21 protein-coding genes are annotated in these 24,069 nt (G+C 62.8%); 9 read left to right on the top strand and 12 right to left on the bottom strand.

Translation table 11 applies throughout. The features are described from left to right. Positions 1-42 precede the first annotated feature (42 nt). From GE027_RS14475 to GE027_RS14445, 7 genes are all read right to left on the bottom strand, one after another. Positions 43-912 (bottom strand): ABC transporter permease, encoded by an 870-nt coding sequence (locus GE027_RS14475; RefSeq protein ID WP_237607547.1) that lies wholly within the window; start codon positions 910-912, stop codon positions 43-45. A gap of 341 nt (positions 913-1,253) precedes the next feature. Continuing rightward, entirely contained in the window at positions 1,254-2,993 is a 1,740-nt protein-coding gene (locus GE027_RS14470) for a redoxin domain-containing protein (protein ID WP_153557919.1), read from the bottom strand. A 147-nt stretch (positions 2,994-3,140) separates the two neighbouring features. Then, the gene (locus GE027_RS14465; protein ID WP_390621601.1) at positions 3,141-4,106 is read right to left on the bottom strand and encodes an RluA family pseudouridine synthase; all 966 of its coding nucleotides are present in this window, start codon (positions 4,104-4,106) and stop codon (positions 3,141-3,143) included. Positions 4,107-4,152: 46 nt separating this feature from the next. After that, positions 4,153-5,178 (bottom strand): YfgM family protein, encoded by a 1,026-nt coding sequence (locus GE027_RS14460; protein WP_153557917.1) that lies wholly within the window; start codon positions 5,176-5,178, stop codon positions 4,153-4,155. Between the two features lie 94 nt (positions 5,179-5,272). After that, entirely contained in the window at positions 5,273-6,088 is an 816-nt protein-coding gene (gene hisN / locus GE027_RS14455; protein ID WP_153557916.1) for a histidinol-phosphatase, read from the bottom strand. A 12-nt stretch (positions 6,089-6,100) separates the two neighbouring features. Beyond that, positions 6,101-6,799 carry a signal peptidase II gene (locus tag GE027_RS14450; protein WP_153557915.1) on the bottom strand — a complete coding sequence of 233 codons (699 nt, stop codon included), beginning with the start codon at positions 6,797-6,799 and terminating at the stop codon, positions 6,101-6,103. Beyond that, positions 6,777-7,157, bottom strand: a complete 381-nt coding sequence (locus GE027_RS14445) for a TraR/DksA family transcriptional regulator (protein ID WP_237607552.1) — start codon at positions 7,155-7,157, stop codon at positions 6,777-6,779. The genes GE027_RS14450 and GE027_RS14445 overlap by 23 nt, the downstream gene beginning before the upstream one ends. 294 nt (positions 7,158-7,451) lie before the next feature. Here GE027_RS14445 and thrC point away from each other — a divergent pair, with 294 nt between their 5' ends. Continuing rightward, positions 7,452-8,885: a threonine synthase gene (gene thrC, locus GE027_RS14440; protein WP_153557914.1), complete on the top strand. Its 1,434-nt coding sequence runs from the start codon at positions 7,452-7,454 to the stop codon at positions 8,883-8,885. Between the two features lie 515 nt (positions 8,886-9,400). On the opposite strand, the gene GE027_RS14435 is transcribed toward thrC, so the two are convergent. From GE027_RS14435 to GE027_RS14415, 5 genes are all read right to left on the bottom strand, one after another. Then, entirely contained in the window at positions 9,401-9,883 is a 483-nt protein-coding gene (locus GE027_RS14435) for an ExbD/TolR family protein (RefSeq protein WP_153557913.1), read from the bottom strand. Beyond that, entirely contained in the window at positions 9,883-10,335 is a 453-nt protein-coding gene (locus tag GE027_RS14430; protein ID WP_153557912.1) for an ExbD/TolR family protein, read from the bottom strand. Before GE027_RS14430 ends, GE027_RS14435 begins: the two co-directional genes overlap by 1 nt. 6 nt (positions 10,336-10,341) lie before the next feature. Continuing rightward, positions 10,342-11,217, bottom strand: a complete 876-nt coding sequence (locus GE027_RS14425) for a MotA/TolQ/ExbB proton channel family protein (protein WP_153557911.1) — start codon at positions 11,215-11,217, stop codon at positions 10,342-10,344. A gap of 96 nt (positions 11,218-11,313) precedes the next feature. Then, positions 11,314-12,339, bottom strand: coding sequence for a tetratricopeptide repeat protein (locus GE027_RS14420; RefSeq protein ID WP_153557910.1), 1,026 nt, complete (start codon positions 12,337-12,339; stop codon positions 11,314-11,316). Between the two features lie 81 nt (positions 12,340-12,420). Further along, on the bottom strand, positions 12,421-15,492 hold the full coding sequence (locus GE027_RS14415; RefSeq protein WP_153557909.1) for a tetratricopeptide repeat protein: 3,072 nt from the start codon (positions 15,490-15,492) through the stop codon (positions 12,421-12,423). A 221-nt stretch (positions 15,493-15,713) separates the two neighbouring features. Here GE027_RS14415 and GE027_RS14410 point away from each other — a divergent pair, with 221 nt between their 5' ends. The 8 genes from GE027_RS14410 to GE027_RS14375 all read left to right on the top strand — a co-directional run bounded on the left by GE027_RS14410 (position 15,714) and on the right by GE027_RS14375 (position 23,971). Further along, positions 15,714-17,069 carry a hypothetical protein gene (locus GE027_RS14410; protein ID WP_153557908.1) on the top strand — a complete coding sequence of 452 codons (1,356 nt, stop codon included), beginning with the start codon at positions 15,714-15,716 and terminating at the stop codon, positions 17,067-17,069. Beyond that, positions 17,066-18,523, top strand: coding sequence for a hypothetical protein (locus GE027_RS14405; RefSeq protein WP_153557907.1), 1,458 nt, complete (start codon positions 17,066-17,068; stop codon positions 18,521-18,523). The genes GE027_RS14410 and GE027_RS14405 overlap by 4 nt, the downstream gene beginning before the upstream one ends. Positions 18,524-18,629: 106 nt before the next feature. Then, positions 18,630-19,583, top strand: a complete 954-nt coding sequence (gene mdh, locus GE027_RS14400) for a malate dehydrogenase (protein ID WP_153557906.1) — start codon at positions 18,630-18,632, stop codon at positions 19,581-19,583. Positions 19,584-19,848: 265 nt separating this feature from the next. Further along, positions 19,849-20,640, top strand: coding sequence for an alpha/beta hydrolase (locus tag GE027_RS14395; RefSeq protein ID WP_153557905.1), 792 nt, complete (start codon positions 19,849-19,851; stop codon positions 20,638-20,640). A gap of 141 nt (positions 20,641-20,781) precedes the next feature. Beyond that, positions 20,782-21,219, top strand: coding sequence for a response regulator transcription factor (locus tag GE027_RS14390; protein WP_153557904.1), 438 nt, complete (start codon positions 20,782-20,784; stop codon positions 21,217-21,219). Positions 21,220-21,246: 27 nt separating this feature from the next. Next, positions 21,247-21,687 (top strand): DUF423 domain-containing protein, encoded by a 441-nt coding sequence (locus tag GE027_RS14385; RefSeq protein ID WP_237607546.1) that lies wholly within the window; start codon positions 21,247-21,249, stop codon positions 21,685-21,687. A gap of 14 nt (positions 21,688-21,701) precedes the next feature. After that, positions 21,702-22,682 (top strand): aspartate carbamoyltransferase catalytic subunit, encoded by a 981-nt coding sequence (locus tag GE027_RS14380; RefSeq protein ID WP_153557903.1) that lies wholly within the window; start codon positions 21,702-21,704, stop codon positions 22,680-22,682. Next, positions 22,679-23,971 (top strand): dihydroorotase, encoded by a 1,293-nt coding sequence (locus tag GE027_RS14375; RefSeq protein WP_153557902.1) that lies wholly within the window; start codon positions 22,679-22,681, stop codon positions 23,969-23,971. Before GE027_RS14380 ends, GE027_RS14375 begins: the two co-directional genes overlap by 4 nt. Positions 23,972-24,069 lie beyond the last annotated feature (98 nt).

The following is a 24,069-nucleotide window of genomic DNA, read 5'->3' as shown; positions in this document are numbered from 1 at the left end:
TGGCGGGCAACCGGGCGCCGGCGGACAACCGGGGCGCCGCTTTCAGGAACTGGCACTGCGGTAGCTGCCGAGGGCTCGTTTGAAGACCCAGCGGCTGACGAACAAACTGATGGCCGTGGCGGCGATGGCAAACAGCGCCAGCGGCACTTCCCACCAAGCTCGCGGATCCAAGGGGCGAGCCAAGATCCGTGCCGGGACGTTCACCACGACCAACACGGGAACGGCAAACGTGAACAGGCCCCACAACGACCACCCCCAGCTCCGCTGATAAATCTCCATCGGGTAACGGCTGAAGTTGGTGATGTAGAACCAGAAGTTATACAGCGTCTGGTTGCGGCCCAGCCAAATGCTGGTCGCCGACAAACAGATCATCAGGCTGTACATGATCATCACCCCGCACAGCACATAGAAAATGTACAGCGAGATCGCCAGCAGCGAAAAATCGATGGGGTCCACCGGCCGCGTGGCCAAATGCACCATGCTCCACACCAACATCACCACGCCCACCGCAAAATTCGATAGCGCGCTCCAGTCGACGCGGCGAAAGGAAATCAGGAACTGGGTGTCGATGGGTTTCAGCAGGGCAAAGTCCAGCCCGCCGGTGCGGATCAACTCGCTGAATTCCTCGGCGTTGGGCATGAAGAACGCCTGCACCAGACTGTTGATGAACCAGGTCGTGGCCAGGAACAAAAAGAATTGGTACTTGCCCCAACCGGTGTCCTCGCCGATCGACGAGGTGAACTGGAAGATGATCAGGTAGAAGCCCACGTTCATCAGCGTCCAGGAAATACTGCTGATGCACTGGAACAGAAAATTCGCTCGGAACGTCATGTCGCGCACCAGCGAATTCCGCGCAAAGGTCAGAAAGACTTTGGCGTAGCGAGTGCGGTGCGTCGAAAGCGGCGGAGTCACGGGAGTGGCGAGTGGCGAGTGGCGAGTGGCGAGTGGCGAGTGGGCTTGTACGTTGCGGTGGCACAGCATAACCGATCCGGCGCGCTGGCGGCAGCGCCGTCGGTTCTCCCGCTCAGATTAAGCACGTCGGCATGAATCTTTCGGTGAAACCCCGCGACAACACCCTCCCACGCAGCGGGAGGGTCGGGTTCTTAGGCCCGGGGAGGGCCCTACGAAAACCCTCTCCGGGCCTAAGAGCCCGACTCTCCCAGTGGGAGAGTAAAGCCGAATGAAATGTTGCGACGTGCTTAGTGTTGCATTAGTGAGGATTCGTGGTTTCCTCACGTCCACCGCCCGCGGGATTATTCGACGGGGATGGTGTCCATAAATCCGATCATCATCTCGTTCCAGCTTTGGTCGCCCCAGCCGACGGTTCGGCTGGGATCGGGATTGGCCAGATTCTCGGCGGAATTGTCGAACACGGCCGTGCACTGGATGATCGTGCCCCGCGGCAGCCGTTTGGGTTGCTCGAGGATGTACTTGAGTTGCCAGTTGAAATCGTATCGCGGCACGTCCAGCAAGGTTTCCTCGCGGCCGTCGGGATAGCGGGCGTCGTAGCGGAACGATTTACCGCGCAGGTGCATGTGCGGGGTCATGCTCAGCAGCATTTCGTCTTTGCGACTGACGTACCTTGCGACCACCTCGTGATCCGATTCCTCGGGGGGGATCTGAAATTGCGTATTGACCGCGATGCGACCTTTCACATGTTTCTCGACCTTCGACTCGTCGACAAAGCATACGCCGGCATAGCTCAAATCGGTCTGTTCGTATCCGTTGGGCGTGTAGTGCATTTCGAACAGCAGCTTGCTGCCGGCGGCGACGTGGATCGCGACGCCTTCGGGCAGTTGGACGGGCAGACCACCGGGAGCGTAGCCGACGATGATCTGGCGTAGGTCGGCGCGGCGTTTGCCCGGCGGGATCACGTACACCAGGATGTGATGCACGACGCTGCGGTTCTGCGGTCGCGCTTCGGCGGCGTAGATGTATTTGTCCTCGTCCCAGCCCGGATCGACCACGAACCGCTGGTAATCCACAACGCCTTCGGCCGGGACCGTAAACGGTTCGTCGTCCATGACGATGATCTGATCGGGTTTGGGGATCTGCCAGCCCGGTGTGAATTCCGGCGGCGTCGGCAGATCGGCCGGGTCGCCTTCGGGCATTCCGTTTTCGACCCATTTTCGCAGCAGTTCCTTGTCCTTCTCGCTCAGCCGCGGATCGTTGGCGAAACGGCCGTGGGCCGGATTGGCCGACCAGGGCGGCATGCGGCGGTCCTTGATCACTTCCAGGATCGTGTCCTCCCAGCCCAGGATGTCTTCGTAACCGGTCAGTGTGAACGGTGCGATCTCGCCTTCGCGGTGACAGCTGACGCAGTGAGCGTTCAAGATCGGCGCGATGTGCCGGGTGTAGGTGATGTCGCCGGTGGGGGCCAGTTCTTTGACGCGGCCGATGTGGCAACCGATCACTTCGGTTTCCGGCACGCTGACCTCTTTGCCGGCCAGCAGTTCATCGAGGGCGTTTTCCAGATCCGCTCGCACGGTTTTGTCTCGCGACACGCCCACGCCGTATTGGTCGTCGATGCGGCCGTGGTAGCGAACCACGCGCTGGCGGTCCAGCAGAAACACCTCGGGCGTCCGCTCGGCGCCCATGGCGTCGGCCACGCGATTGCCGCGGTCTTTGAGGAAGGGGAAATTCAGCTCGTGCCGATTGGCATACGCCAGCATTTCGCTGAGGCTGTCCTGTTTGTTGGCATCGATGCCCAGCACGGCGACGCCCCGATCGGCGTAGCGGCTGTGCAGATCGCTCAGCCGTCGTCCGTACAGTTTGGCCAGCGGGCATTCGGTGCCCAGGAAGGCGACGACCAGATAGGGTTTGTCGGCGTAATCGCGGGTCGAAACCGGTTTGCCGTAGCAGTTGTCCAGCGTAAAGTCGGCGATCGAACGACCGATCGCCGGGGGCGAAGCCGCGTCGGAGGCCATCGCCACCGTCGCACTCACCCCGCCCAGCATCACCAACATCGCCGTCCACACTCGCAGCATCATCATTGTCCAACCTCAAATCCGGTAACAACCATCCGCGTCCTGCGCGCGACACATCACAGCTTATCAGCTTGACAGATCCGCCCCGCAGCGTCAGCCGGAATCCTGTATCGTTTTCGTAACGAATTGTAGGCCGGCCCGGGTTCGGCGGGTTCAGGCGTCGTGTTCTCGCAGCACGTCCAGCGTACGCTGCATGTCCTCGTGCAGCGGCGCGGTGAAGGTCATGGGTTTGCCGGACTGGGGATGCCGGATGGTCAACTGATGCGCGTGCAGGGCCTGTCGCTGGAGCACCAGCGTTTTGTCGTCGGCCGCGGGCCGCTTGAGCAGCTGGGCCAGCGTGCGGGTGGCGTGTCCGCTGTACAGTTTGTCACACAGGATCGGATTGCCGATGTGATCGAGGTGCACGCGGATCTGGTGGGTGCGGCCGGTTTTGGGGCGGAGCCGCACGTAGGTGACCGTAGAGAACCGCTGGATGACTTCGTAAAAGGTCGAAGCCGGCTTGCTGGTCGCATGGTTCTCGCGGATCGCCATCTTGTCTCGCTGGAACGGATGGCGGCCGATCGGCGCTTCGATGCGGTCGCGATCGTGGTCGATCCTGCCGGCGGCAATCGCCAGGTATTCCTTTTCCACCGTCCGGTCGGCGAACTGCGCCGCCAAGTCGATGTGGACCGCGTTGGTCTTGGCGACCAGGATGACGCCCGAGGTGTCGCGGTCCAGGCGGTGCACGATGCCCGGTCGCGCCGGCCCGCCGACGTCGGAGAGGGATTGAAAGTGGTAGGCCAGAGCGCTGGTCAGTGTGCCCGACCAATTCCCGCGAGCGGGATGAACAACCATGCCGGCCGGTTTGTTGACGACCACGAACCCGTCGTCCTCGTAGAGGATGTCCAGCGGGATGTTTTCCGGCAACGGGCCATCGGCCGGCGGCTCGGGGACTTCGAAACGGATCTGTTGGCCGGTGCGAAGCCGAAAGCTGGGGCGGACCTGGCGTCCGTCGACCTGGGCCGCGCCCTGGTGCACGGCTCGACGCAATTGTTCGCGGCTGTAGCCGTCGATGGCCGCAGCCAAAAAGATATCGATCCGCGTACCGGCCACCGATTCGGGCACGGAGAACTCCCGCACCGCCACCGGCGTGGAGGTTTTGGATTCACCGTCCTGCGGCGTCGGATTACTCACCAGTTGCCGGAGCCAGTTCGGTCGGTCCGTCCTCATCGGCCGAAACCTCTTCGACCGGCGTTTCCTCAGCCGGCGCGTCTTCAGCCGGTGTGTCTTCGGCCGGTGTTTCTTCGGCCGGTGTTTCTTCGGCCGGTGTTTCTTCGGCTGGCATTTCTTCGGCTGGCATGTCTTCGGCCGGTTCCGAAGCGGGCGGCAGCTGCATTTCGGTTTCGGCTTCCTCCGGCTCGGCAGCCTCGTCGGCGCCGTCCTCCGCGGTCGGTTCGTCCGTGTCTTCGGCTGCGGGCACAGTCATTTCCGCCGCTGGGCTGGGGGCGGCCGGGGGAGCGGTTTGCGGCAGGCTGATATCGGGCGTGTCGGGCAACAGGTCAACCGAGGGAACATCGGGCGAGGCGGCGGGATCGATCAGCTCGGGTTTCTGTTCGGCGAACCAGGCGAGGAATTCTTGGGTTTCCGGCCGTTCCAGCTGGGCGATGCGTTCTTCGGCGGCTTCGATCATCGCCTCGGTTTCGGCCGCTTCGATCACCTGCCGGTAGGCATCGATGGCTTCTTCGACGTTGCCGAGCGATTCCTGAGCGCGAGCCAGTCCGAGGGCGGCTCGCGAGCGGATCAGCGGCTCTTCGGTTTCCTCCAACACTTGTTGGTAATCCACGGCGGCCGATTCCAGCTGGGCGATCGACTTGTCGCGCAGGGTGTACATCCCGTCGATGCCTTCAGCCAATTCGATATCGGCTTTGGCCAACAGGGCGAGGGTTGCCGCCGGGGTGCCCGGATAATCTCTTTCGACGCCGGCCAGGGCGTCGAGATCGGCTTGATTGGAGTACAGCAGATACGACAGCGTGGCATCGCTGCGTTGGTTGGCGGCCCGACTTTGCAGGTAGCCAAAGGTCAATGCGGCGATGACCAGGACAATCAATCCGGTCAGGATCGCCGGGGCGTAGGGTTCGATTTTCTTGAAGAATACCGCCAACGCATCGGCCAGCTCATTCTTTTGCAGTTCGTGCCGACGTTCGCTATTCATCGTTCCGGTCCGTCTCAGAGAATTGGGGGAAGCCGGTAAGTATAGAAATCGCTTTGAATTAGCGTCAACACCATGCCCGCTGAAGCAGCTGGGATCAGTCCGCGGTCTTCAGCACCGCGAGCACTTCGCGGTGCAGCCGACCGTTGGTTCCCACGGCGTCGGGGCTGTGGTTGGTGACGTTGCCCTTCCAGTCGGAGAAGGTGCCGCCGGCTTGTTCGATCACCGGCCGGATCGCCGCGACGTCCCAAAGGTTGACTTCCGGGTCCACCATCACGTCGGCTCGACCCGTGGCGACCAGCAGGTACCCGTACCCGTCACCCCAGCTGCGGGTGATCCAGGCGGCCTGCTCGAGTCCCTTGTAGGCAGCGGCCGCGCCGCGGGCATCGAAGCCGTCGACCTGGCTGGTCACAAACACCGCATCGCTCAGGCGTTTGCGCTGTGAAACGCGGGCCGGCACCCAGTCCTCGCTGCCCATCGGACGGTGCCAGGCGCCTTGTCCTGTCGCCGCGGCCACGCATTCGTTCAGGGCCGGAATAAAAATCACTCCGGCCACCGTCTCCTCATCGTGCTCCAGCGCCAGCAGAGTCGAGTACAGCGGGACCCCGGCCACGAAAGATTTGGTGCCGTCGATCGGGTCCACGATCCAGCGATACCCGCTGGAACCGGGCTGAGGATCGAATTCTTCGCCCAGCACTCCGTCTTCGGGAAACCGTTCGGCGACCATTTTGCGGACCAGCTGTTCGGCATGGCGGTCGGCGGCGGTCACCGGCGAAGCGTCGGATTTGGCTTCCACCGCCAATTCGGCATTACCGAAGTAGGCGCGCGTGCTGCGGCCGGCCGCTTCGGCGATCGGGACCAATTGTTCAAGCCGACCATCGTGCAGGTCGGACCAGTTGTCGGGGCAACGCATGGGCTCAAGGGCTCAGGGGCTGGATGGAGCGTCGGGAGATCGAGGGTGTGTGGGGGCTGTGCCGGGCGAGCCGCCGTCCGCAGGGGCGGCCTGGGTCGGCTCGGTCGGCTCGGGCGGCTCGGTCGGCTCGGTCGTGGCGGCCTCGGGCGGCTCGGTCGCAGGGTCCTCGGGCGGATCGGGAAAGAATGATTTCCACAGCAGCATCCCGGCGCCGGCAACCAGCAGGCTGTCGGCGATGTTAAAGTTGGGCCATTTCCACTGCGGGCCCGCTTGCCACAGGATCCAGTCGCGAACCCCGCTCTTCCAGGGGTCCGGATAACCCGGTTGCCACCACAGGCCCAGACGATCGTACAAGTTGCCGATGATCCCGCCCATCACACACCCCAGGGCGATGGTCAGCCACCACTGCCGAGCGGCTTTGAAGACGAACAGCCAAACCACGATCCCGATGGCGGCCAGGATCGATAGGGCGGCGAACATCAGTCCGCGGCCGGCGCCGATGCCAAACACCGCACCGATGTTCACGGCCGTCTCGATGCCGACGTAGCCATCGATCACCCACCACACGTCTCGGGTGCCCGGCAGTCCCCGCCAGGCAAAGACGGCCTGTTTAGTGATCAGGTCAGCGGCTGCGCCGAGCACGGCCAGCGAGAGAAACGTGATGATTCGGCTTTTCGGCAGCGGCCGATCAGCTTTGGAGCTTGCTGGCACAGGTCACGCAGTAGGCGGTGAAAGGGATGGCGGACAGACGCTGTTTGGGAATCAATTTCCCGCATTCCAGGCAGTCACCGTATTGGCCGGTTCGCAGTCGCTCAAGGGCGGCGTCGATCTGCTGCAGCGTTTCCTCGTCGTTTTCGACCAAGGACAGCGTGAATTCTTGATCGAAAGCGTCGGTCCCCTGGTCGGCCAGGTGGGTGGGGACGTGCGAGAGGTCCCCATCGGCATCGCCGCCGTGCAGGGCCGCGTCGGACATCGACTGGACGTCGCCCTGCAACCGTTTTCGCAACCCGCGGAGCATGTCCTCGAAGGGTTGGTAGTCCCGTTTCTTCTTGCTGGCCATAAGCTTCATCAAACCGGAATTCGTGAAAGAATACAAGTCGCAGTACCATAGAGGGGCCGCCGCCGCCGAGCGAGGGCGGGTATTGTAAAAAGCCCTAAAGTTCCCCTCCTCGGTAGGTTACGTTCGATTGTCGGCGTTGTTCGGCCGATCCTCATTATGGAAACGGTAGGGTTCCAGTAGACTAAGGACGGCCTGGACCAAGACCCCGACCGCGGATCGGCGGTCCGGGCAACGTTGAGTTCGTACCAGGCACCGTTGAGTTATTGTCAGCAAGCGACCCGGGTCGCGAATCGGGAGAAACCCATGCTTCAGTCGGCAGGTACCACCGCTTCGAGTCAGCCGCACACCGATATCGCCTTCCAACGCTGCATCAATCCGGCCTGCGCAGCGGTCTACGAAGCCCGCAGCGTGCACACCTCCTGCGAGCGTTGTGGCGATCTGGTGGATATCGACTACGAATGGGATCGCGGGGCGGTGCCCAAGTCGCTGGACGAGTTCGAAGCGATGTGGAGCCGGCGGTACGAACCGATGCGGTTCAGCGGCGTATGGCGATTTCACGAACTGCTGCCGTTTTGCCGGCCCGACGAAATCGTCACCGTGGGCGAAGGCCAAACCCTGTTGCAGCAGAGCGATGCGGTGGGCAAGTTCGTCGGGCTGGACGCGGGCCGGCTGCACCTGCAGTACGAGGGCATGAATCCCTCGGGCAGTTTCAAAGACAACGGGATGTGCGCGGCCTTCACGCACGCCTGCATGATGGAAGCCAAGCGGGCCGCCTGTGCCAGCACCGGCAATACCAGCGCCTCGCTGGCCCTGTACTGCAGCGCCACGCAAAAAATGAAAGCCGTCATCTTTATCGGCAGCGGCAAGATCTCCTACGGCAAACTGAGCCAAGCCCTCGACTACGGGGCGTTGACGGTGCAGATCGCCGGCGATTTCGACGACGCCATGATCCGCGTCAAACAGATCTCCGAACAACTGGGCATCTATTTGGTCAACAGCGTCAACCCGTTTCGGCTGGAGGGCCAGAAGACGATCATGTTTCGGATCCTCGAAGCACTCCGCTGGGAAGTGCCCGACTGGATCGTCGTGCCGGGAGGAAACCTCGGCAACAGTAGCGCCTTCGGCAAAGCGTTCGCCGAACTGAAACAGCTGGGGTTGATCGATCGGATGCCGCGGTTGGCCGTAATCAACGCCGCCGGCGCCGACACCTTGTACGAGCTGTACGAGCGACGCGGCGTGCGCTGGAACGGCGGCCATGTCGATATGGAACCGATCCGCAGCTACAACGACCACATGGATCGAGAAGGTATCAAAGCCGACACGATCGCCAGCGCGATCGAGATCAATCGGCCGGTGAATCTGAAGAAATGCCTGCGGGCGCTCGATACGATGGACGGCGTCGTCCGGCAGGTCAGCGATCAAGAGATCCTCGACGCCAAGGCGCAAGTCGGTGCGGGCGGGTTCGGTTGCGAACCGGCCTCGGCCGCCTCGGTCGCCGGCACTCGGCTGCTACGCCGCGAAGGCGTGATCGCGCCGAGCGACCGCGTGGTGTGCGTGTTGACCGGCCACGAGCTGAAGGACCCCACGGCTACGGTCGCTTATCACACGACCGATCAAGAAGTCTTTAACGACGTCCTGGCCAGCCGGGGCGTGCAAAAAGCCAGCCACGCCAACCGCGCCATCGCCGTGCCCAACGAACTGGATGACATCGTCAAAGCCATTCAGTTGTATTCGTAGGGAGCGATTTGAGATTTGCGGATTTGCGGATTTGCGGATTTGCGGATTTGCGGATTTGCGGATTTGCGGCGGAATCTATGGTTGGTTCGGCGCGATAGAATGCAACGTTTTCTCCCCTCTCCCCCGCGGCGCCGCGAGCGTCAGCGAGTGAAGCAGGGGTGGGAGAGGGGCCGGGGGTGAGGGGGCTCGGGTGCAACGGAATGACCGTTTGCGTACGGTTTTTAAGCCGCGCCCCGCCTCGAGACACGGCAATGCTGGTGCTGCTCTGCTGGTCCCCCTCACCCCCGACCCCTCTCCCCCGAATCCTGACTCGCTTAGGCTCGCCAGGCTTCGGGGGAGAGGGGAGAAAACGATTCTCTTCATACATTGACTCCGGCGGAACCTGATCGCGGGGCGGGCGATCGGTCTGGGACCACTAATCGGCATTAATCAAACACTAATCACAGACAGAAATTTTTAATTAGTGTGCGATTAGTGAAGATGAGTGGTCAAACATCTTTCTCCGCGTCGTTGCCTCAGCGCCGCGGGGCGGCGAACTTGATCTTCTCGATCAGCTTGATGATCTGGTCGCCTTCTTTGCGGCCGCTGACGTGCGTGATCGCTTCGATCACGTATTCGTAGCGGAGATTGAAATCGGTATCGATTTCGACCTCCGGCCCGTCCTCTTCGCTGGCATCGGGGCCGGCCTGATTTCCGACCAGAGACGTGACCATGCTGCGGAGTTGTTCGAAGTCCGTGCCGAGGTTCGTCTCGTTCAGCTTCATCGAGATCAGATTTCCGTCGGCGTCGGCCGTCATCCGCAGCGTGATCGGGACGTCAAAATCGTCCATCGAACTGGACGAGGCGCCGGCCAGTGGCATCTTGATCCCGAAGTCGCCTTCGAGTTCGACGATTTTGAAGGTCAGGATGAAGAAGATCAGCAGCAGGAACACGACGTCGATCATGCTGGTCATCGACAGTTCGGTCTTGGTGGGTGCCTCTTTGTTACGGATCTTCATCAGCCCTCTCCTTTGCGACCGAGGTCTTCTTTGGCGCGCAATCCAAAGTTCACGAACTCCAGCGCCTGGCAGGCTCGGATCACTTCTTGAACCTCACCGGCGGCGGTGTTGCGATGGGCGCGGATGATTACGTTGGCGTCCTTCGGGCCCATGTCCTGGGCGCGGGCCACGGCCAGTTCCGCCCGCAAACCACTGCTCAGCGTTTCGGCCGTGTAATCCTTGCCGCCCAGGAACACGCGAGCGTCCTGGGTGATGTGCAGCATGATCGGAAACTCGAACGGCTGGTCCGGCGGTTTGATCAATTGACTGCTGGGCAACTTCACCAAGTCGTGCGATTCGGTCTGAGCGAAATTGATCAACACCATAAAGAACGCGATCAACTGAAACGTCATGTCGATCATCGGCGTCAGATCGGCTTCGGCCAGTTCGGTGCTTTTGTTTTTGACACGCATCGTGGCTTACTTTTTCGCGGTCTGGGGCTGCACGTCTTCGAAACGGCTCATCAGGTTCTCGCTGCTCACGCCCACCTCCAGCAGCAGCCGAGCGACGCGGTTGCGGAGGATGTTGTAGGCGGCCAGTGCGGGGATGGCGATGGCCAGTCCCACCAGCGTCGTCAGCAGCGCGGTCGAGATCCCTTTGGCCAACTCGGCCGGCTCGGGCGTGCTGCCGGCGATGGCGATCACCTGGAACGATTTGATCATCCCGTGCACCGTTCCGAACAGTCCGATCATGGGGCTGAGGTTGCCGATCAGGGCCATGTAGCTGAGCCGATGATCCAGTTTCATGCTCTCCTCTTCGCCCACCTCTTGCATCGCTTCCAGGGCTCGGTTGTAGCCGCGTGACAACTTGGCCAGGCCGGCGGAGAGGACTTGTCCGAGGACCGATTCGTCGGTGCGGGCCATGTCGTAGGCCGCCTGGAATTCTTTCTCGTTCAGTTTCTCTTCAAAGCCATCGACCAATTCCTGCGGCACCAGGTTTTCGCGTCGCGAAGCCAGCAGGTTCATCACCAACAAACTGACCAGCGTGAACGACAGGGCCAGGAAGATCAGCAGGTAGCCCCAGCCCAGCGAATCGACGATCCAGCCCAGAAAGGTCTGATCGCTCTCGCGACTACTGTCACCGTCGTTACCGCCCGGATTGGCGTTTTCCTGGACAGGTGGTTGGTCGTCGGCGGGCTCCTCGACCGGTTCTTCGGCCACCGGTTCGTCCAATTCCAGCATGTCGTCTTGGGCCTGGGCCGGCAGCGACAGCGTCACCACGCCCACGGCCAACAAGGCCAGGACGAACAGTTTGATACGTAGAAGAACGGCGCTAGCACCGAGCGGCTGATTCATCGACAAGGCTCCGAGAACGGTTTCAATACGCGGTGTATTGGAGGTGTGAAGGGAAGGTGTGGAAGGACCTCGAGTGCGGGGTCCGACCGGTGAACGCTAGCCACCCCAGCCGGGATAGGTTTGCTGTAGGATCTGTCGCATCTCGTTGGCCCGATCGGTCTTGCCGACCTTGGGCCACAGCTGGACCAGCGCCTGGAGGGCTTCGACGTGGGCGTCGGGAACGCTGGAGAACATCAGGTGCGTGTGCAGGTAAGCTCGGATGGCAGCTTCGTTCTGGTCGGCCTGAGCGAGGGCTCGGCCGCGAGCGTTATAGATCCGAGCGGCCAGTTCGTTGTCGGTCGGCGAGAGTTCGGCGATCAGGTTCTGAGAAAGCTTGATCGCTTCGTCGGTCTTTCCTTGGGCCCCCAGGGCGGCCACCAATCCGGCTTTGGCCAAGCGTTGCAGGCGGGCGCCTTGCGGGGAATCGACGCGCGCCTCGGTTACTTTCTGAAAACCCGCTTGGGCCTGGTCGGCCTGGCCTTCGCGGAGCTGTACCCGGCTGGTTAGGTACACCGATTCTACCTTCCACTCCGGCGCGGCCGCTTTGCCGATCACGCCGTAGGAGCTGCGCGCCATCGAATACTTGCCTTCGGCCATCGCCAGGTCACCCAGCAAACGGGCCGCCTTGTAGTAGTGCCAGCTGTCGGAATGCTTTTGCACAAAGCCCACCAGGTTGGTCGTCGCGGTCGCTCGGCTGCCTTTACCGACCAGCGACAGTTTGGCTTCGGCCAACAGGCGATAATAGAGCGCGTCCTGGGTGATCAATTTGCGGCGGAGCTCGCCAAGATTAATTTTCTTCAGTTCCTCCAGCGCCATCTCGTACTGCCCGTCCAGAGCAAACTCGCGGCCGCGCGTCAGCGGGGCGGGGTCGCCGGCGTACATGATCTTTTCGATCCGGTTGGCCAGGATCTGTTGTTCCGCACCGCCGGCCAGGACGGCGATGCCGTTTTTGGTGACGGTTTGGACTTTGCCGGTGATGGGATTGCCGGTGACCGGAAAGATGCGATCGTTCTGGGCCCACACCGCGGGCGCGGAAAGGGCGATCGCCAGAAAGCAGATGGCAACTCGATGAAAGCGGGGCATGAGCATGGATGGCAGAAATGGATGAACGAACGGAGGCACTGAAGACAAGCATAATTCGGCCGCGGGGACCGGCCCGGCGGATCAGGACGATTCGAAGGCTTCCAGGCCCTCGGGTGGTTGGCCGGCGGCCGATTGCGCCTGTTGTAACAGCTGGTCGAACTTGGCCCGCCACTGCGGCCCCCCCATCTCAGGGTAGAACGTGTAGACGTCGCGGATCATGCTGATGCTGCTGAGGAAGATTTTCTTGTCGTTGATCGCTCGACCTTCGAGAAAGCGGTTGAGGGCCAGGTGGTAGCGGGCGTTGAAGAACGCTTCGCGGAACTTGGGATTGCCGGCGGTGCGTTTGCCGATCGTGTTCCAGCCCCAGATCTGATTCTTTTTGTTCGCGTCCGGATACACACCCCGCATGGCCCAGCCGTGCGCCTTCTGGGCTCGTTTGCCCTCGGAGGCCATGCCCCACTGCTCGAGTGCCAAAGCGGCTTCTTCTTGAGCGGTCAGCATCGTGGGTTTGCGTTTGACTACCTCTAGTAACTCTTTTACGGCCGCTGCGTACTCACCTCTTAGACGTTCGACACGTCCCAGCTGGTAATAAACGCGGAGCTCGGTGTCGGCATCCTCGACCTTGGCGAGGGCTTCGCGGAGCATCTCGCTGGCGCGGCCGAGCAGTTCGGCGGCTTTGCCCTCCGCCTTGCGGTCCGGGTTTTCCATCGCGCTTTCGCCGATCTGGGCGAAGGATTGACCGACCATGATCAGGGTCGACGCCTGGTTGTCGGCCGCCGCCAATCCGCTCATCAGGGTTTCAAAGGCCGACATCAGAGTGGCTTTCTTGGCCGGCGGCGCGGTTTCCAGTTGCTCGCGAATGTCACGGGCCAAGGAGCGAAAGTTGTCCGCCATGCGCGTTTTGGCTTCGTCACTGCCGGCGGCCACCTGCTGCATCTTGCCGACGATCTGCGACGCCTTGTCGGTCAGCGCCGCGGTGTCGGCATCCATGCTGGACATCTGGCCGATGATCACCTGCAGGGCGGTCGTGTAGGCTTTGAACTGGTAGTCCTGGTCGCCCTTGTCGGCATGCGTCAGCGGTCCGTAGGCGGGGTGTTCGAGGGCCGCGACGGCTTGTTGGTCTTTGTTCTGACGCAGCAGGACTTTGACGTAGACCAGTGCCGCATCCAATTCATTCTGGGTCAGGTCGGCGGGCTGGAGCGGTTTGAGTCCGGCCTGCAGATCGTTTTCGGCCACCGGCAACAGGTCCGCCGCCGCGGTGTCGTCGCTGTCGGCTTGCAAACGCAGCAGGTAACGATTCCACATCAGGTTGCCCATGATCCGCAGAAAATAGGCTTTGTCCGGCGCGTCATCGGGGGTGGCATCGAGGTGTTTGCGGGCGTCGTCCCAGCGTTCTTGATTGAGGGCCACGGCGATCAGAGCCCCGCGGGCGCTGGCGACCGAAGGATCGTTGGGCCAGTGTTGGATCAGCAGGGAACCGATGGCGTTCAGGCCGGTCAGCATCTCGTCGCGATGTTCGTCGTCGGCCGAGCGAACCAGGGACTGCATGGCGTTCAGGGCCGTCAGACCACCGCTCAGGCCCAGCGGGTCACCGGGGTTGGTCGTCGCCAGAAACTCGCCCACCGCGGCGGCTTCGCGAAAGCGTTCCAGCCGAAACAGCACGTAGCTGAGCAGGTTGCGGCCCACGTTCACCTGGTCCAGATCGCTGTCCGGGCGGACCAACGCCAAGCCCTGACGGAGCACGCTGGCGGCGGTCTGTCGCTGGGTGCGGAGGTTTTCGTGCAGGCTGTCCAGTTCGGCTTGCAGGGCCGCCTGGTCGCCGCCTTCCTTCATCTTGTTCTGCAAAATTTGCTCGGTCAGCACCAATTGGTCGCTGGTCTGGATCAGCGTTTTGGCGGCCGTGATGGCTTCATCCAAACTGGCCGGAGCTTCGGCGCTGGCCACCGGATCGGCCTCGCCGGTATCGATACCCAGCGAGGCGAGCAGGGTCTGTGTTTCTTCGACGTGGGGGCCGGGCACGCGGCGGGCATCGTTGAGCAATTGTCGGGCGCTGCTGAGAGCGTCCTTTTTCTCCTTGGGCGTCTCGGCGGTTTTGCGGTGTTCCAGGTAGGCCTTGGCCAGGGCCAGTCTCAGAGCCTGCACCTCGGGCATCCGTTTTTCGTTCGGCCGAGCGTCGTCGATCCAGGGTTGGCCACGCTCGATCGCCGCCAGGGGCTGCGGCGGCTTCTCGGCCAGACGCAGCTGGATCGTTCCCGTAGCCGCTTCGATCTTGGCCTTGCGAAGCCGGTCGTCATTGACCTGCTCCTGCACGCGTTGGTAGCTGTCCAGGGCCGCCTTGTCCTGTCCCAGCAACTGCTGGACCTGGCCTCGATACAGCATGGCCATCGCGCCGGGCGGAAACCCGCTGTACTTGTCACTGAATTCGGTCAGCCGCGCGAGGGCGTCTTCCAGCAGCGATTTGCCGTCTTGAGCTGGATTTTCGTAGGTTTCGGCGGCCAGGCGTCGCGCCTGTCCGGCTTGCAATTGGGCCTGCATGTACTCGCCGCGGTAGCGTTCACGTCGCTCGGTCAAACCCGGATTAGTCTCTTCGTCGATCTGTCCGGTGGGCATCGCCTCGAGTTCGGATCGCAGCGATTCGATGGCCGTGTCGAATGTTCCGGCGGCTTCGAGGTATTCCTCGCGGGCCTTGGTGCGCGTCGCATCGTCCAGGTTGCCCGACTGCATCAGGACCATCGCGTGGATCAATTGCCGCGTGCCCAGTTTCATGCGCGCTTCGCTGACTCGCGGGTGCTCCGGTTTGCTGTCGATGAATTCCCGCAGCGCCTCTTCGCCGGCTTCGAAATACTGCTCGCGTTCGTCGGCCAAACGCGTCGCTCCGGCGGCTTCCAGATAGATCTGTGCCCGCTCCAGGGCCACCGCATCGCGCAGCTCCGACGGTACGCCGGGGTAGGAATCCAGGTCTTCCAGGTAGTCCAAGGCCACGTCGTAGTAACCGGCCGCTCGCAATCGCTTCAGAAAGTTCTCGGCCGGTTCTCCGGCCGACCCCTGCGGACAGCCCATGCAGAGGATGGCCGCGGCGAGAACCGCCGCCGGCAGCAGGCGCGTGCGCCAAGCAGCGCGACCGGTACGAACGAGCACAGTGGGGTGACGCATATGGGCAATACCTGACCTAAGCGGGTCGACAAGAAAGGTGCGTTCCTTTCTTCAAGGATAACCGATCCATTCCATTATTCACACTAAAGCACGGGCGGCTTGATCCTGGCGGATCGGTTATGCTGAGGTTCGTAACGTTTGCAGGGTCCGTAGCGGTCCGCGCTGGTCGCCTGCGGGCTTTCTTGAATTCTCTCCGGTCGCCCTGTGCGAGTGCTGTTTCGATGCGGATCCCATCCAACTTCAGCGATCGCAACCTGTATCGTCAGCGCCGCGATGTTCGCCGTGAGTCGAGTCAGTCGATGCGGCGGGTGGTTCGGTTGGTGCTGGCCTTGGGGGTCGTGCTGGTGGTCATGCGCCAGGCCGCCGATCCGAAGATTTATCGGCCCTTCTTTCCCGAAGCCCCGCCCGAATTAATTCGCCCCGGTGCGGGTCCAACGTCTGGCGACTTCAGCGACGCGGCGGAGGAGGGTCCAAAGTCTGGCGAGGTCGGCGACGGGGTGGATGGGAGTCCAAAGTCTGGCGAGGTCGGCGACGGGGTGGATGGGGGGCCAAAGTCTGGCGACTTCAGCTACGGGGGGGATGAGGATGTGCGGCAGTGGGTTCGGCAGTTGGACCGGGAGCATCAGCAGCGATTGACGCGGTGGTTGGCCACGTGGCGCCAGCGGCAATCCGCAGCGTCGCCGGAGGAGTACGCGGTGCAAGCCGATCAGGCGGCGGCGCTGACGAATCTGCGGGCGGCCATCGAGTCGCAGGTGCCCGCCCACGATTCGGACGAAGCCGCAGCCACGCTCGGGGCGGTCCGCGCGGAGAACCTCCACGCGTTGCAGCAGGCGCTCGACCGGGTCTATCAGGCGGCCGTTTTGGATGGAACGATCTGGCGGGGCGCCGATGCCGATGCCTTTTATCGCTACCTGGAGCTGGCTGCGGAGCCGGGGTTTCGCGAAACCTTTTTAATGACCCAGCCGCCGCCGCGGCACGTGGGCGTGGTTCCGCTGATGCAGCAGCCCCAAGCGTATTTGGGCCGAGCCGTGTGGATGTACGGACGCGTCGCCCGCGCGGTGCCGGTCGAAGCCAAAGCGAATCCGTTTGGTGTCCAGCGGTACTGGGAGGTGTGGCTGCGCCCCGATGATGGGACCGAGCGAGCCGTGATCCTGTATGCGCCGGACGTTCCCGAAGACGTGGCCGCGGTGGGGCCGGAGGCGACGTTGATGCACGGGCCTCGAATCGCGGCGGCCGGCCGGTTTCTCAAGCGACGGTTGTACGGTGCGGCCGGCGGCGCGGCGGAGAGCCCCGTCATCGTCGGACGCGTCTGGCCTCGGCAACCCGCTGCGGCGGCTCCCGAGACCGCTCCCCAAGAACCATCGCTTGTCTGGCTGGTGGGAATCGCCGCGGCGATCGGCCTTGCCTTGGCCGGTGGCTTGCTGTGGCACAGCCGCGTGACCTCGCGGCAACTGCGGGCCGCACGCCGCTCGCCGCCGCTGGTCCCCAAGGGCCTGGGCGATCTGCAGACCAACGATCGCAATTCCCGGCCACCGCGTGACTCACCCTCCTCACACATCGAGAACGATTCGCAATGATCCGCTTCGGCACGTTTTGGTTCATCGCCGTCGGCTGGGGCCTGTTTCAGGCCGGCCCGCTGGCGACGCCGCTGCGAGGTGAGTCCGCCCTGCCCTTGTTGGCCGGCTATTCCCAACAGCAGGTCGAACAGGCGGCGCAGTGGCTGGCTCGGCCCCAAGATGAAGACGCTCGTACGGCCGCAGCCCAATTGTTGTATCAGTTGCGGCGCGCCGGCGAGACCGCGTTACAGAAACGTTTGCCCAAGGGCGACGAGGAAGCGGCCGCGCAGCGCTACGTCGCTGGCGACGTGATCCGCTGGGAGGGCCGGGCCGTGGACGTGGCCGGTGTCGCCGTGCCACAGCAGCAAGCCGAGGTGCTGCAGATGCCGCGGCTGTTTCGGTTTCGCCTGGACGATTCGGCTCGCTATGTGATCACCCATCAGGTGCCGAGGCAGTGGAGCAGAGGGGCAGGCAAAACGCAGCCGCACCGCGTGCGTGTCGTCGGCGTTGTGCTCCGCACCGACGAACGAGGCCAACCTCTGGTTGTCGCCGCGCCTCATATTCAGTGGTATCCGGCCGCCGACGAAGCGGTCGCCGTGGCGGGCCAACGCCTGCTGGCCGCGGTCGGCTTTGACGTCGGACGCATCGACAGCGTGGCCAGCAACGACAAACGGCCGCTGGCCGCGGACGAACCCTTTTTCGAACTGCTGGCCGCCGCGGAGGCCTATCGTGGCCACGACGCGGCGGACGCCGGTCCCCCGCCCTCCCCGGTCGATGTGATCGATCTGTTAAAGGATTCCAAGGGCCACATCGGCCAGTGGGTCACCATGCCGCTGGAAACGGTGCGTGTGACTCGGATCCAATTGTCTGCAGCCGAACAAACGCGTCTGGCGATTTCGCAGGACCACTACTGGCAACTGGATTGTTTCGGACGAGTCGAAGGGCGGGTGGTGATCCAGCCCGAGCCGGCGGAGGCCGAACCAGGACGCGGCGAACCGGGACGCGGCGAACCAGAACGCGGCGAAACAGGCGGCGAGGAAACCGAGTCGCCGATCGAGTTCGCCAATCGTTATCCGGTATCGGTGGTGGCTGTCACGTTGCCGCCGCAGTTGACAGAGCGGATGGACCGGCAGGTGGGCGCGGGTTCGGCCGTCACCATGCTCCGCGTCCCGATCCGCGTGAACGGGTTTTACTATCGCCAGTGGAGCTACGACACCGAGTACATGGACGCCCAGCAGGCCGGGCGTCAGTTCGGTCCGCTGCTGATGGCTTCGCAGATCTTTGTCCGCGACGTTCGGGTCGCCGGCGGCGGAATCGACGGTCAGGCCGTCGTCGCGATTGCTTTTCTGGTGGCGTTGGTCGTGATTGCCGGCGGCGTGTGGTGGGTGGGCCGCCGCGACCGCCGCCATGTCCAGCGGCGGCGAGAGCGGGAGATGGATCGTGAACTGCAGCGCGGCGCACCGCCCCCACGCTGACGTCTACTTGACCGCCGGCCCCCAACGCTGAGGATATGCGGGTGAGCAATCGGCACACATTTGCTTTTGACACACAGAACTCTACCTGACACACAAGGACACCGAGATGTCGCTACGACGCGCAAAGATTTCGATCGTGGGAGCCGGGAACGTAGGAGCCACTTGTGCACATTGGTGTGCCGCTGGCGAGTTGGGTGACGTGGTGTTGTTGGACATTCCGCAAACCGAAGACATGCCGCGTGGCAAGGCGTTGGACCTGATGCAGGCTTCGCCGATCATGGGCTTTGATTCGAACGTCATCGGCACCAACAGCTACGACGATGTGGCCGACAGCGATGTGATCGTCGTCACCGCCGGCATCCCACGCAAACCCGGGATGAGCCGCGATGATTTGTTGAGCACCAATGCCAAGATCGTGACCAGCGTGGGCGAAGAGATTCGCAAGTGCAGCCCGAACGCGATCGTGATCGTCGTCAGCAATCCGCTGGACGCCATGGTCCAACAGATGTGGAAGGTCACCGGGTTTCCGCCGGAGCGGGTGTGCGGCCAAGCCGGCGTGTTGGACACGGCGCGTTACCGCACGTTCCTGGCGATGGAGCTGGGCGTCAGCGTCGAAGACATCAGCGCCTTGTTGATGGGTGGACATGGCGACACCATGGTACCGATCCCCAGTTGTACCAGCGTCGGCGGCATCCCCGTAACGCAGTTGATTTCGGCCGAGCGTTTGGAAGAGATCGTCGAGCGGACTCGCAAGGGCGGCGCGGAGATCGTCCAGTTGCTCAAGACCGGCAGCGCCTACTACGCACCGGCGGCGGCTTGTGCGCAAATGGTCGAAGCGATCGTCAAAGACAAGAAGCGTCTGTTGCCGGCCGCCGCGCACTGCGACGCCCAGTACGGCGTCGGCGGTTACTACGTCGGCGTACCGGTGATCATGGGCAGCGGCGGAATCGAGAAGGTTGTCGAGTTGGATTTGACCGAAAAAGAACAAGCAGATTTTCGGCGCAGCGTTGACGCTGTGAAATCGTTGGTCGCCACGATGGAAGGCCTGCTGGCGTCGTAGAATCTGGGCGGCTTAAGGTTGACATCGGCCGCCTGGGCGCAGTAGATTTCGCCCCTTCAAGCTTGCTGAACCCGCTCGCGATCCCCTCCGGGAAAACCGAGCGGCGTTCTGGTGCATCCAACCTTTTTAAGCACCCCTTTTCGCGGCAACGTCATGTGATTGACCTCCCTTCTGCTTGCTAGCGTCAACATATGACGATCTTCTTGACCGCCGCTTTGGTCGGCGTCAGGATCATTCCTCCAGCTCCCTCCGCCCCCCTGCGATCATGAACCGACTGCCTCAATCGGATACGTGGAACACAAAAACGGGAACCAAGCAATCCAAGGGACGGCAGCCTCTGAAAGCTCCATTCTTGCTCGACGACGCCAAGGAAACTCCTTTGGCGTTTTTCTTGCCCACCCGCTACGAGAAAAACTACGCGTATCCGCTGGTCGTCTGGTTGCATGATGACGGGGCCGCCGAACAACAGATCTCGCAAGTGCTGCCGCATGTCAGCGTCCAGAACTATGTGGGCGTCGGCGTCCGTGGCAGCCGCGCCGCCGATGCGTCCGGTCACCGCTACGACTGGATGCACACGGCCAGCGGGATCGTCTCGGCCGAACAAGCCGTGATGGACGCCATCGACCAAGCTTCGCAGCGTTACTCGATCCACCCCGAACGGATCTTCATCGCCGGCTACAAGGGCGGCGGCACCATGGCCCAACGCATCGCCCTGCGGTCCCCCCGGCGATTCGCTGGCGTGATCTCGCTGGGCGGCGGATTCCCGGGCGGCTGCCGGCCGCTGGCGAATCTGCAGCAGGTCCGGGATCTGAATATGTTGTTGGCCATCGCAACGCAGTGCAAAGATTTCTCGCCGGATGCGTTGGCCGATGACCTGCGCCTGTTGAGCGCCGCCAAGATGCGTGTCGAAGTCCGCCAGTTCGAGTCCAACGACGAAATGCTGGTCCCGGTCTTGCGACAAATGGACCAGTGGATGATGAGCCTCGTGACCGGGCAGAGCCAACCGCGCTGCGTACCCGACTGGGACACCGTGCCGGTCGAATTCTCGGACAACTGAGCCGTTGGGGCGTTAGCCTCCGGTTCCTATCACGCCAAGCAGTGTATCGCCGGAAGCGCCGGAGCGTTACGCTAGGGGGGACGTGCGCCGCGTTGACGGGTCTGCTGGACCGACCTCCTTCCCTACGTGAACCCACCTGCCATGAGTCTCTCTGAATCGTCGCCTGACAAACCGGATAACGACAAACCGGATGACGACAAACCGGATAGCCAGGGCCCGAAAAAGGTCTTGATCGTCGATGATGATGTCGAGATCGTCGAGTCGATCCGCTATGCGCTCGAGGGCGAAGGTTTGCAAGTTGTCGTCGCCCGCGATGGCAACCAGGGTCTGGCGCTGGCCGAACGCGAAAATCCCGACCTGATGATCTTGGACATGATGATGCCCAAACGCAGTGGGTTTCTGGTCCTGGAAAAACTGCGCCGGGCCCGCGACGAATCGCTGCCGGTCATCATGATCACCGGCAACGAGGGCAGCCGGCACAAAGCCTACGCCGAACTGCTGGGCGTGAACATCTATCTGCGCAAGCCCTTCGCCATGGAAAAATTAATCCACAGCGTCCAGCAGTTGCTCGGCGCCTAGGTCCCCTGCAACGCGGAGCCTGTTGTTGTGTCCAGCCTTTCGGAGCGGCGACGCTTTGCGTGCCAGTGCGTGTGTTGGGCGGGGTTGATGGCCGCCCTGGGCGTGTTGCTGGGATCCTTTGGTGCCCACCTGATGCCGGGCTTCCTAGATGCTGGCGGCGGCTCGCCCGAGTGGGTGGAGAAACGCTTGGGCCAGTTCGACGTGGCGGTGCGCTACCATCTCTGGCACGCGATCGCTCTGCTGGCTTTGCCGGCGGCCACCACTTGCCTGTCCCCGGCTCGATTGCGTATCGTCATGTGGCTGTTGGTGCTGGGGATCGTGTTGTTCAGCGGCAGCCTGTATTTGTTGGTCCTGCTGGACGCATCCAAATTGGGCATGGTGACGCCGCTGGGCGGCGCGACCTGGATCGCCGCCTGGACCTTGCTGGCCGTCTCGGCATTTCGTGCGCTTGCCGCCCCACAACCTTGACGAACCATTCTGCTATGGACGACGAACCCGCTGTGACGGTGCCCTTCCCCGATGCCTGGACAAGGCGTCACCTGCTGGACCTCGAGTCGCTGTCGGCCGAGGAGATCACCATCCTGCTCGACACGGCCCAGCAATTGAAAGACGCGACGGATAATTGCCGGCGCAAGCTGAACCTGTTGGCCGGAAAGACGTGTGCCAACCTGTTCTTTGAAAACAGCACGCGGACGCGAAATAGTTTCTCGTTGGCCGCCAAACGGCTGGGCGCCGATACGGTGGAATTTTCCAGCGCCGGCAGCAGCGTCGCCAAAGGCGAAACCTTTATCGATACGGCCAAGACAATCGAAGCGATGGGCGTCGATTGGGTGGTCACCCGCCACAGCACGCCCGGAACCCCGCATCTGCTCAGCCGGGAACTGCGGTGTTCGGTGCTGAATGCTGGCGACGGCCCGCACGAACATCCCACCCAGGGATTGTTGGACATGCTGACGATTCGCCAGCACGGCAAACCCTTCGCCGACCTGACCGTCGCCCTGGTCGGCGACATCGCCCACAGCCGCACCGCCCGCAGCAACATCTGGGGCCTGAAGAAACTGGGCGCCCATGTGATCATCTGCGGGCCGGCAACGCTGGTCAGCCCACGCTGGGAAGAGCTGGGATTCGAGGTCGCCCATCGGCTGGACGACATCCTGCCGCGCTGTGACGTGTTAAATCTGCTCCGCGTGCAGTTCGAACGCCAGGTCGACCGGCCCTTTCCCAGTATTCACGAGTACGCGGCCCTGTACGCCATGACCGGTGAACGGATGGCGCGCAGCAAGTCCGATATCCTGATCATGGCCCCGGGACCCATTAACCGCGGCGTGGAGATCACGCCCGAAGTCGCCGATGGACCGCATTCGGTGATTTTGGAACAGGTGACCAATGGGATCGCCGTACGGATGGCTGCCCTGTGGTTGTTGTCCGGAGCAGCCGAGCGGGACCGAGGAGCAGACGCATGACGAGTTTATTGATCGAGAATGGCCGTCTGGTCGATCCCTCCCAGTCGCTGGACCGCGTCGCCAGGGTATTGGTCACCGGCGGCCGGGTCGCGGCGATCGATCCCGGCGATGGAGACCTGCCCGCTCAGGTGCAACGCTTGGATGCCAGCGGAAAGATCCTGGCGCCGGGGCTGGTGGACCTGTCGACCGAGCTGCGGGAGCCCGGCCGCGACGAAGATGAAACCATCGCTTCGGGCTCGCACGCCGCTCTGGCTGGCGGTTACACGTCGATCCTCTGCAGCTCCAACACCCACCCGCCGATCGATTCGCCGGGGGCCGTGGAGTTTGTTCGACAGAAGGCTGCCAAGGCGCATGCCGCGCGGATCTATGTGACGGGCTGCGTCAGCAAACAGCGCCGCGGCGAGGAAATGGCGGAACTGGGGCTGTTGGTCGAAGCCGGAGCCGTCGCGTTCAGCGATTCACCGGCTCCGCTGGCCAATAACGCGCTGTTGAAACGGGCGCTGGATTATTGCCGGATGTTCGACCGGCCGATTTTTGATCGTCCTCAGGTGCCGGAACTGGCCGGTCGCGGGGTGATGCACGAGGGCCGCGAGTCGTTGGTCCTGGGACTGAATGGGTTGCCCACCGAAGCCGAGGATTTGGCGGTGGCTCGTGACGTTCGCTTGGCCGAAGCCACCGGCGGGCGGCTGCACGTCGGTCCGGTCAGCACGATGGGCAGCATCGACTTGATCCGGCGGGTGAAGAGCCGCGGCATCCAAGTGACCGCTTCGGTCTGTCCGCACAACCTGTCGATGAGCGACGAGAAACTACGCAGCTTCGACGCGCGCTTCAAAGTCCACCCGCCGCTGCGCAGCGTCCGGCACGTCGAGGCGCTTCGCGCGGCGGTCGCCGACGGCACGATCGATTCGATTCAGACCGGGCACATGCCCAGAGCGCTGGAAAAGAAGATGGACGATCTGGACGTCGCGCCGTTCGGCATGACGTCGCTGGAAACCGCCCTCGCCGCGGTCGTTACCGCGATGGTCCGCAGCAACGTGATGGATTGGTCCACGCTAATTCAGCGGATGTCCACCGCGCCGGCCAAGATCGCCGGGATCGAAGGCGGCTCGCTGGCCGTCGGCGCGGTTGCCGACATGATCCTGATCGACCCCGAGCAACGCTGGCGAGTGGACGAAACCGCGTTCCGCTCGCGCTGCAGCAGCACCCCGCTGGCCGGCTGCGAACTGCACAGCCGCGTCACCCACGTCATCGTCGGCGGCGAAATCCGCTATCGGTCCGAAGCTGAGTAGCTGGGGTGTCCAAAGTAGCTCGGCTGTCCCAGCCGAGAGTCGCTCGCTGACAGCCACGGCAGTGGCGACATGTGGTAGCCCTGGGTGCCAACCCAGGG

The sequence above is a fragment of the Roseimaritima sediminicola genome, assembly GCF_009618275.1.
Lineage (GTDB): Bacteria > Planctomycetota > Planctomycetia > Pirellulales > Pirellulaceae > Roseimaritima > Roseimaritima sediminicola.
This window is presented reverse-complemented; position numbering and strand designations above follow the sequence as displayed.

Bases quoted from the DNA above. Each gene is read 5' to 3' on its own strand.
- GE027_RS14430 (WP_153557912.1), bottom strand. From the start codon at position 10,335: ATGCGTGTCAAAAACAAAAGCACCGAACTGGCCGAAGCCGATCTGACG.
- GE027_RS14410 (WP_153557908.1), top strand. From the start codon at position 15,714: ATGCGGATCCCATCCAACTTCAGCGATCGCAACCTGTATCGTCAGCGC.
- GE027_RS14415 (WP_153557909.1), bottom strand. From the start codon at position 15,492: ATGCGTCACCCCACTGTGCTCGTTCGTACCGGTCGCGCTGCTTGGCGC.
- GE027_RS14470 (WP_153557919.1), bottom strand. From the start codon at position 2,993: ATGATGATGCTGCGAGTGTGGACGGCGATGTTGGTGATGCTGGGCGGG.
- GE027_RS14445 (WP_237607552.1), bottom strand. From the start codon at position 7,157: ATGAAGCTTATGGCCAGCAAGAAGAAACGGGACTACCAACCCTTCGAG.
- GE027_RS14380 (WP_153557903.1), top strand. From the start codon at position 21,702: ATGGACGACGAACCCGCTGTGACGGTGCCCTTCCCCGATGCCTGGACA.
- GE027_RS14425 (WP_153557911.1), bottom strand. From the start codon at position 11,217: ATGAATCAGCCGCTCGGTGCTAGCGCCGTTCTTCTACGTATCAAACTG.
- GE027_RS14435 (WP_153557913.1), bottom strand. From the start codon at position 9,883: ATGAAGATCCGTAACAAAGAGGCACCCACCAAGACCGAACTGTCGATG.
- GE027_RS14460 (WP_153557917.1), bottom strand. From the start codon at position 5,178: ATGAATAGCGAACGTCGGCACGAACTGCAAAAGAATGAGCTGGCCGAT.
- GE027_RS14390 (WP_153557904.1), top strand. From the start codon at position 20,782: ATGAGTCTCTCTGAATCGTCGCCTGACAAACCGGATAACGACAAACCG.
- GE027_RS14420 (WP_153557910.1), bottom strand. From the start codon at position 12,339: ATGCCCCGCTTTCATCGAGTTGCCATCTGCTTTCTGGCGATCGCCCTT.
- GE027_RS14375 (WP_153557902.1), top strand. From the start codon at position 22,679: ATGACGAGTTTATTGATCGAGAATGGCCGTCTGGTCGATCCCTCCCAG.
- thrC (WP_153557914.1), top strand. From the start codon at position 7,452: ATGCTTCAGTCGGCAGGTACCACCGCTTCGAGTCAGCCGCACACCGAT.
- mdh (WP_153557906.1), top strand. From the start codon at position 18,630: ATGTCGCTACGACGCGCAAAGATTTCGATCGTGGGAGCCGGGAACGTA.
- GE027_RS14405 (WP_153557907.1), top strand. From the start codon at position 17,066: ATGATCCGCTTCGGCACGTTTTGGTTCATCGCCGTCGGCTGGGGCCTG.
- GE027_RS14395 (WP_153557905.1), top strand. From the start codon at position 19,849: ATGAACCGACTGCCTCAATCGGATACGTGGAACACAAAAACGGGAACC.
- hisN (WP_153557916.1), bottom strand. From the start codon at position 6,088: ATGCGTTGCCCCGACAACTGGTCCGACCTGCACGATGGTCGGCTTGAA.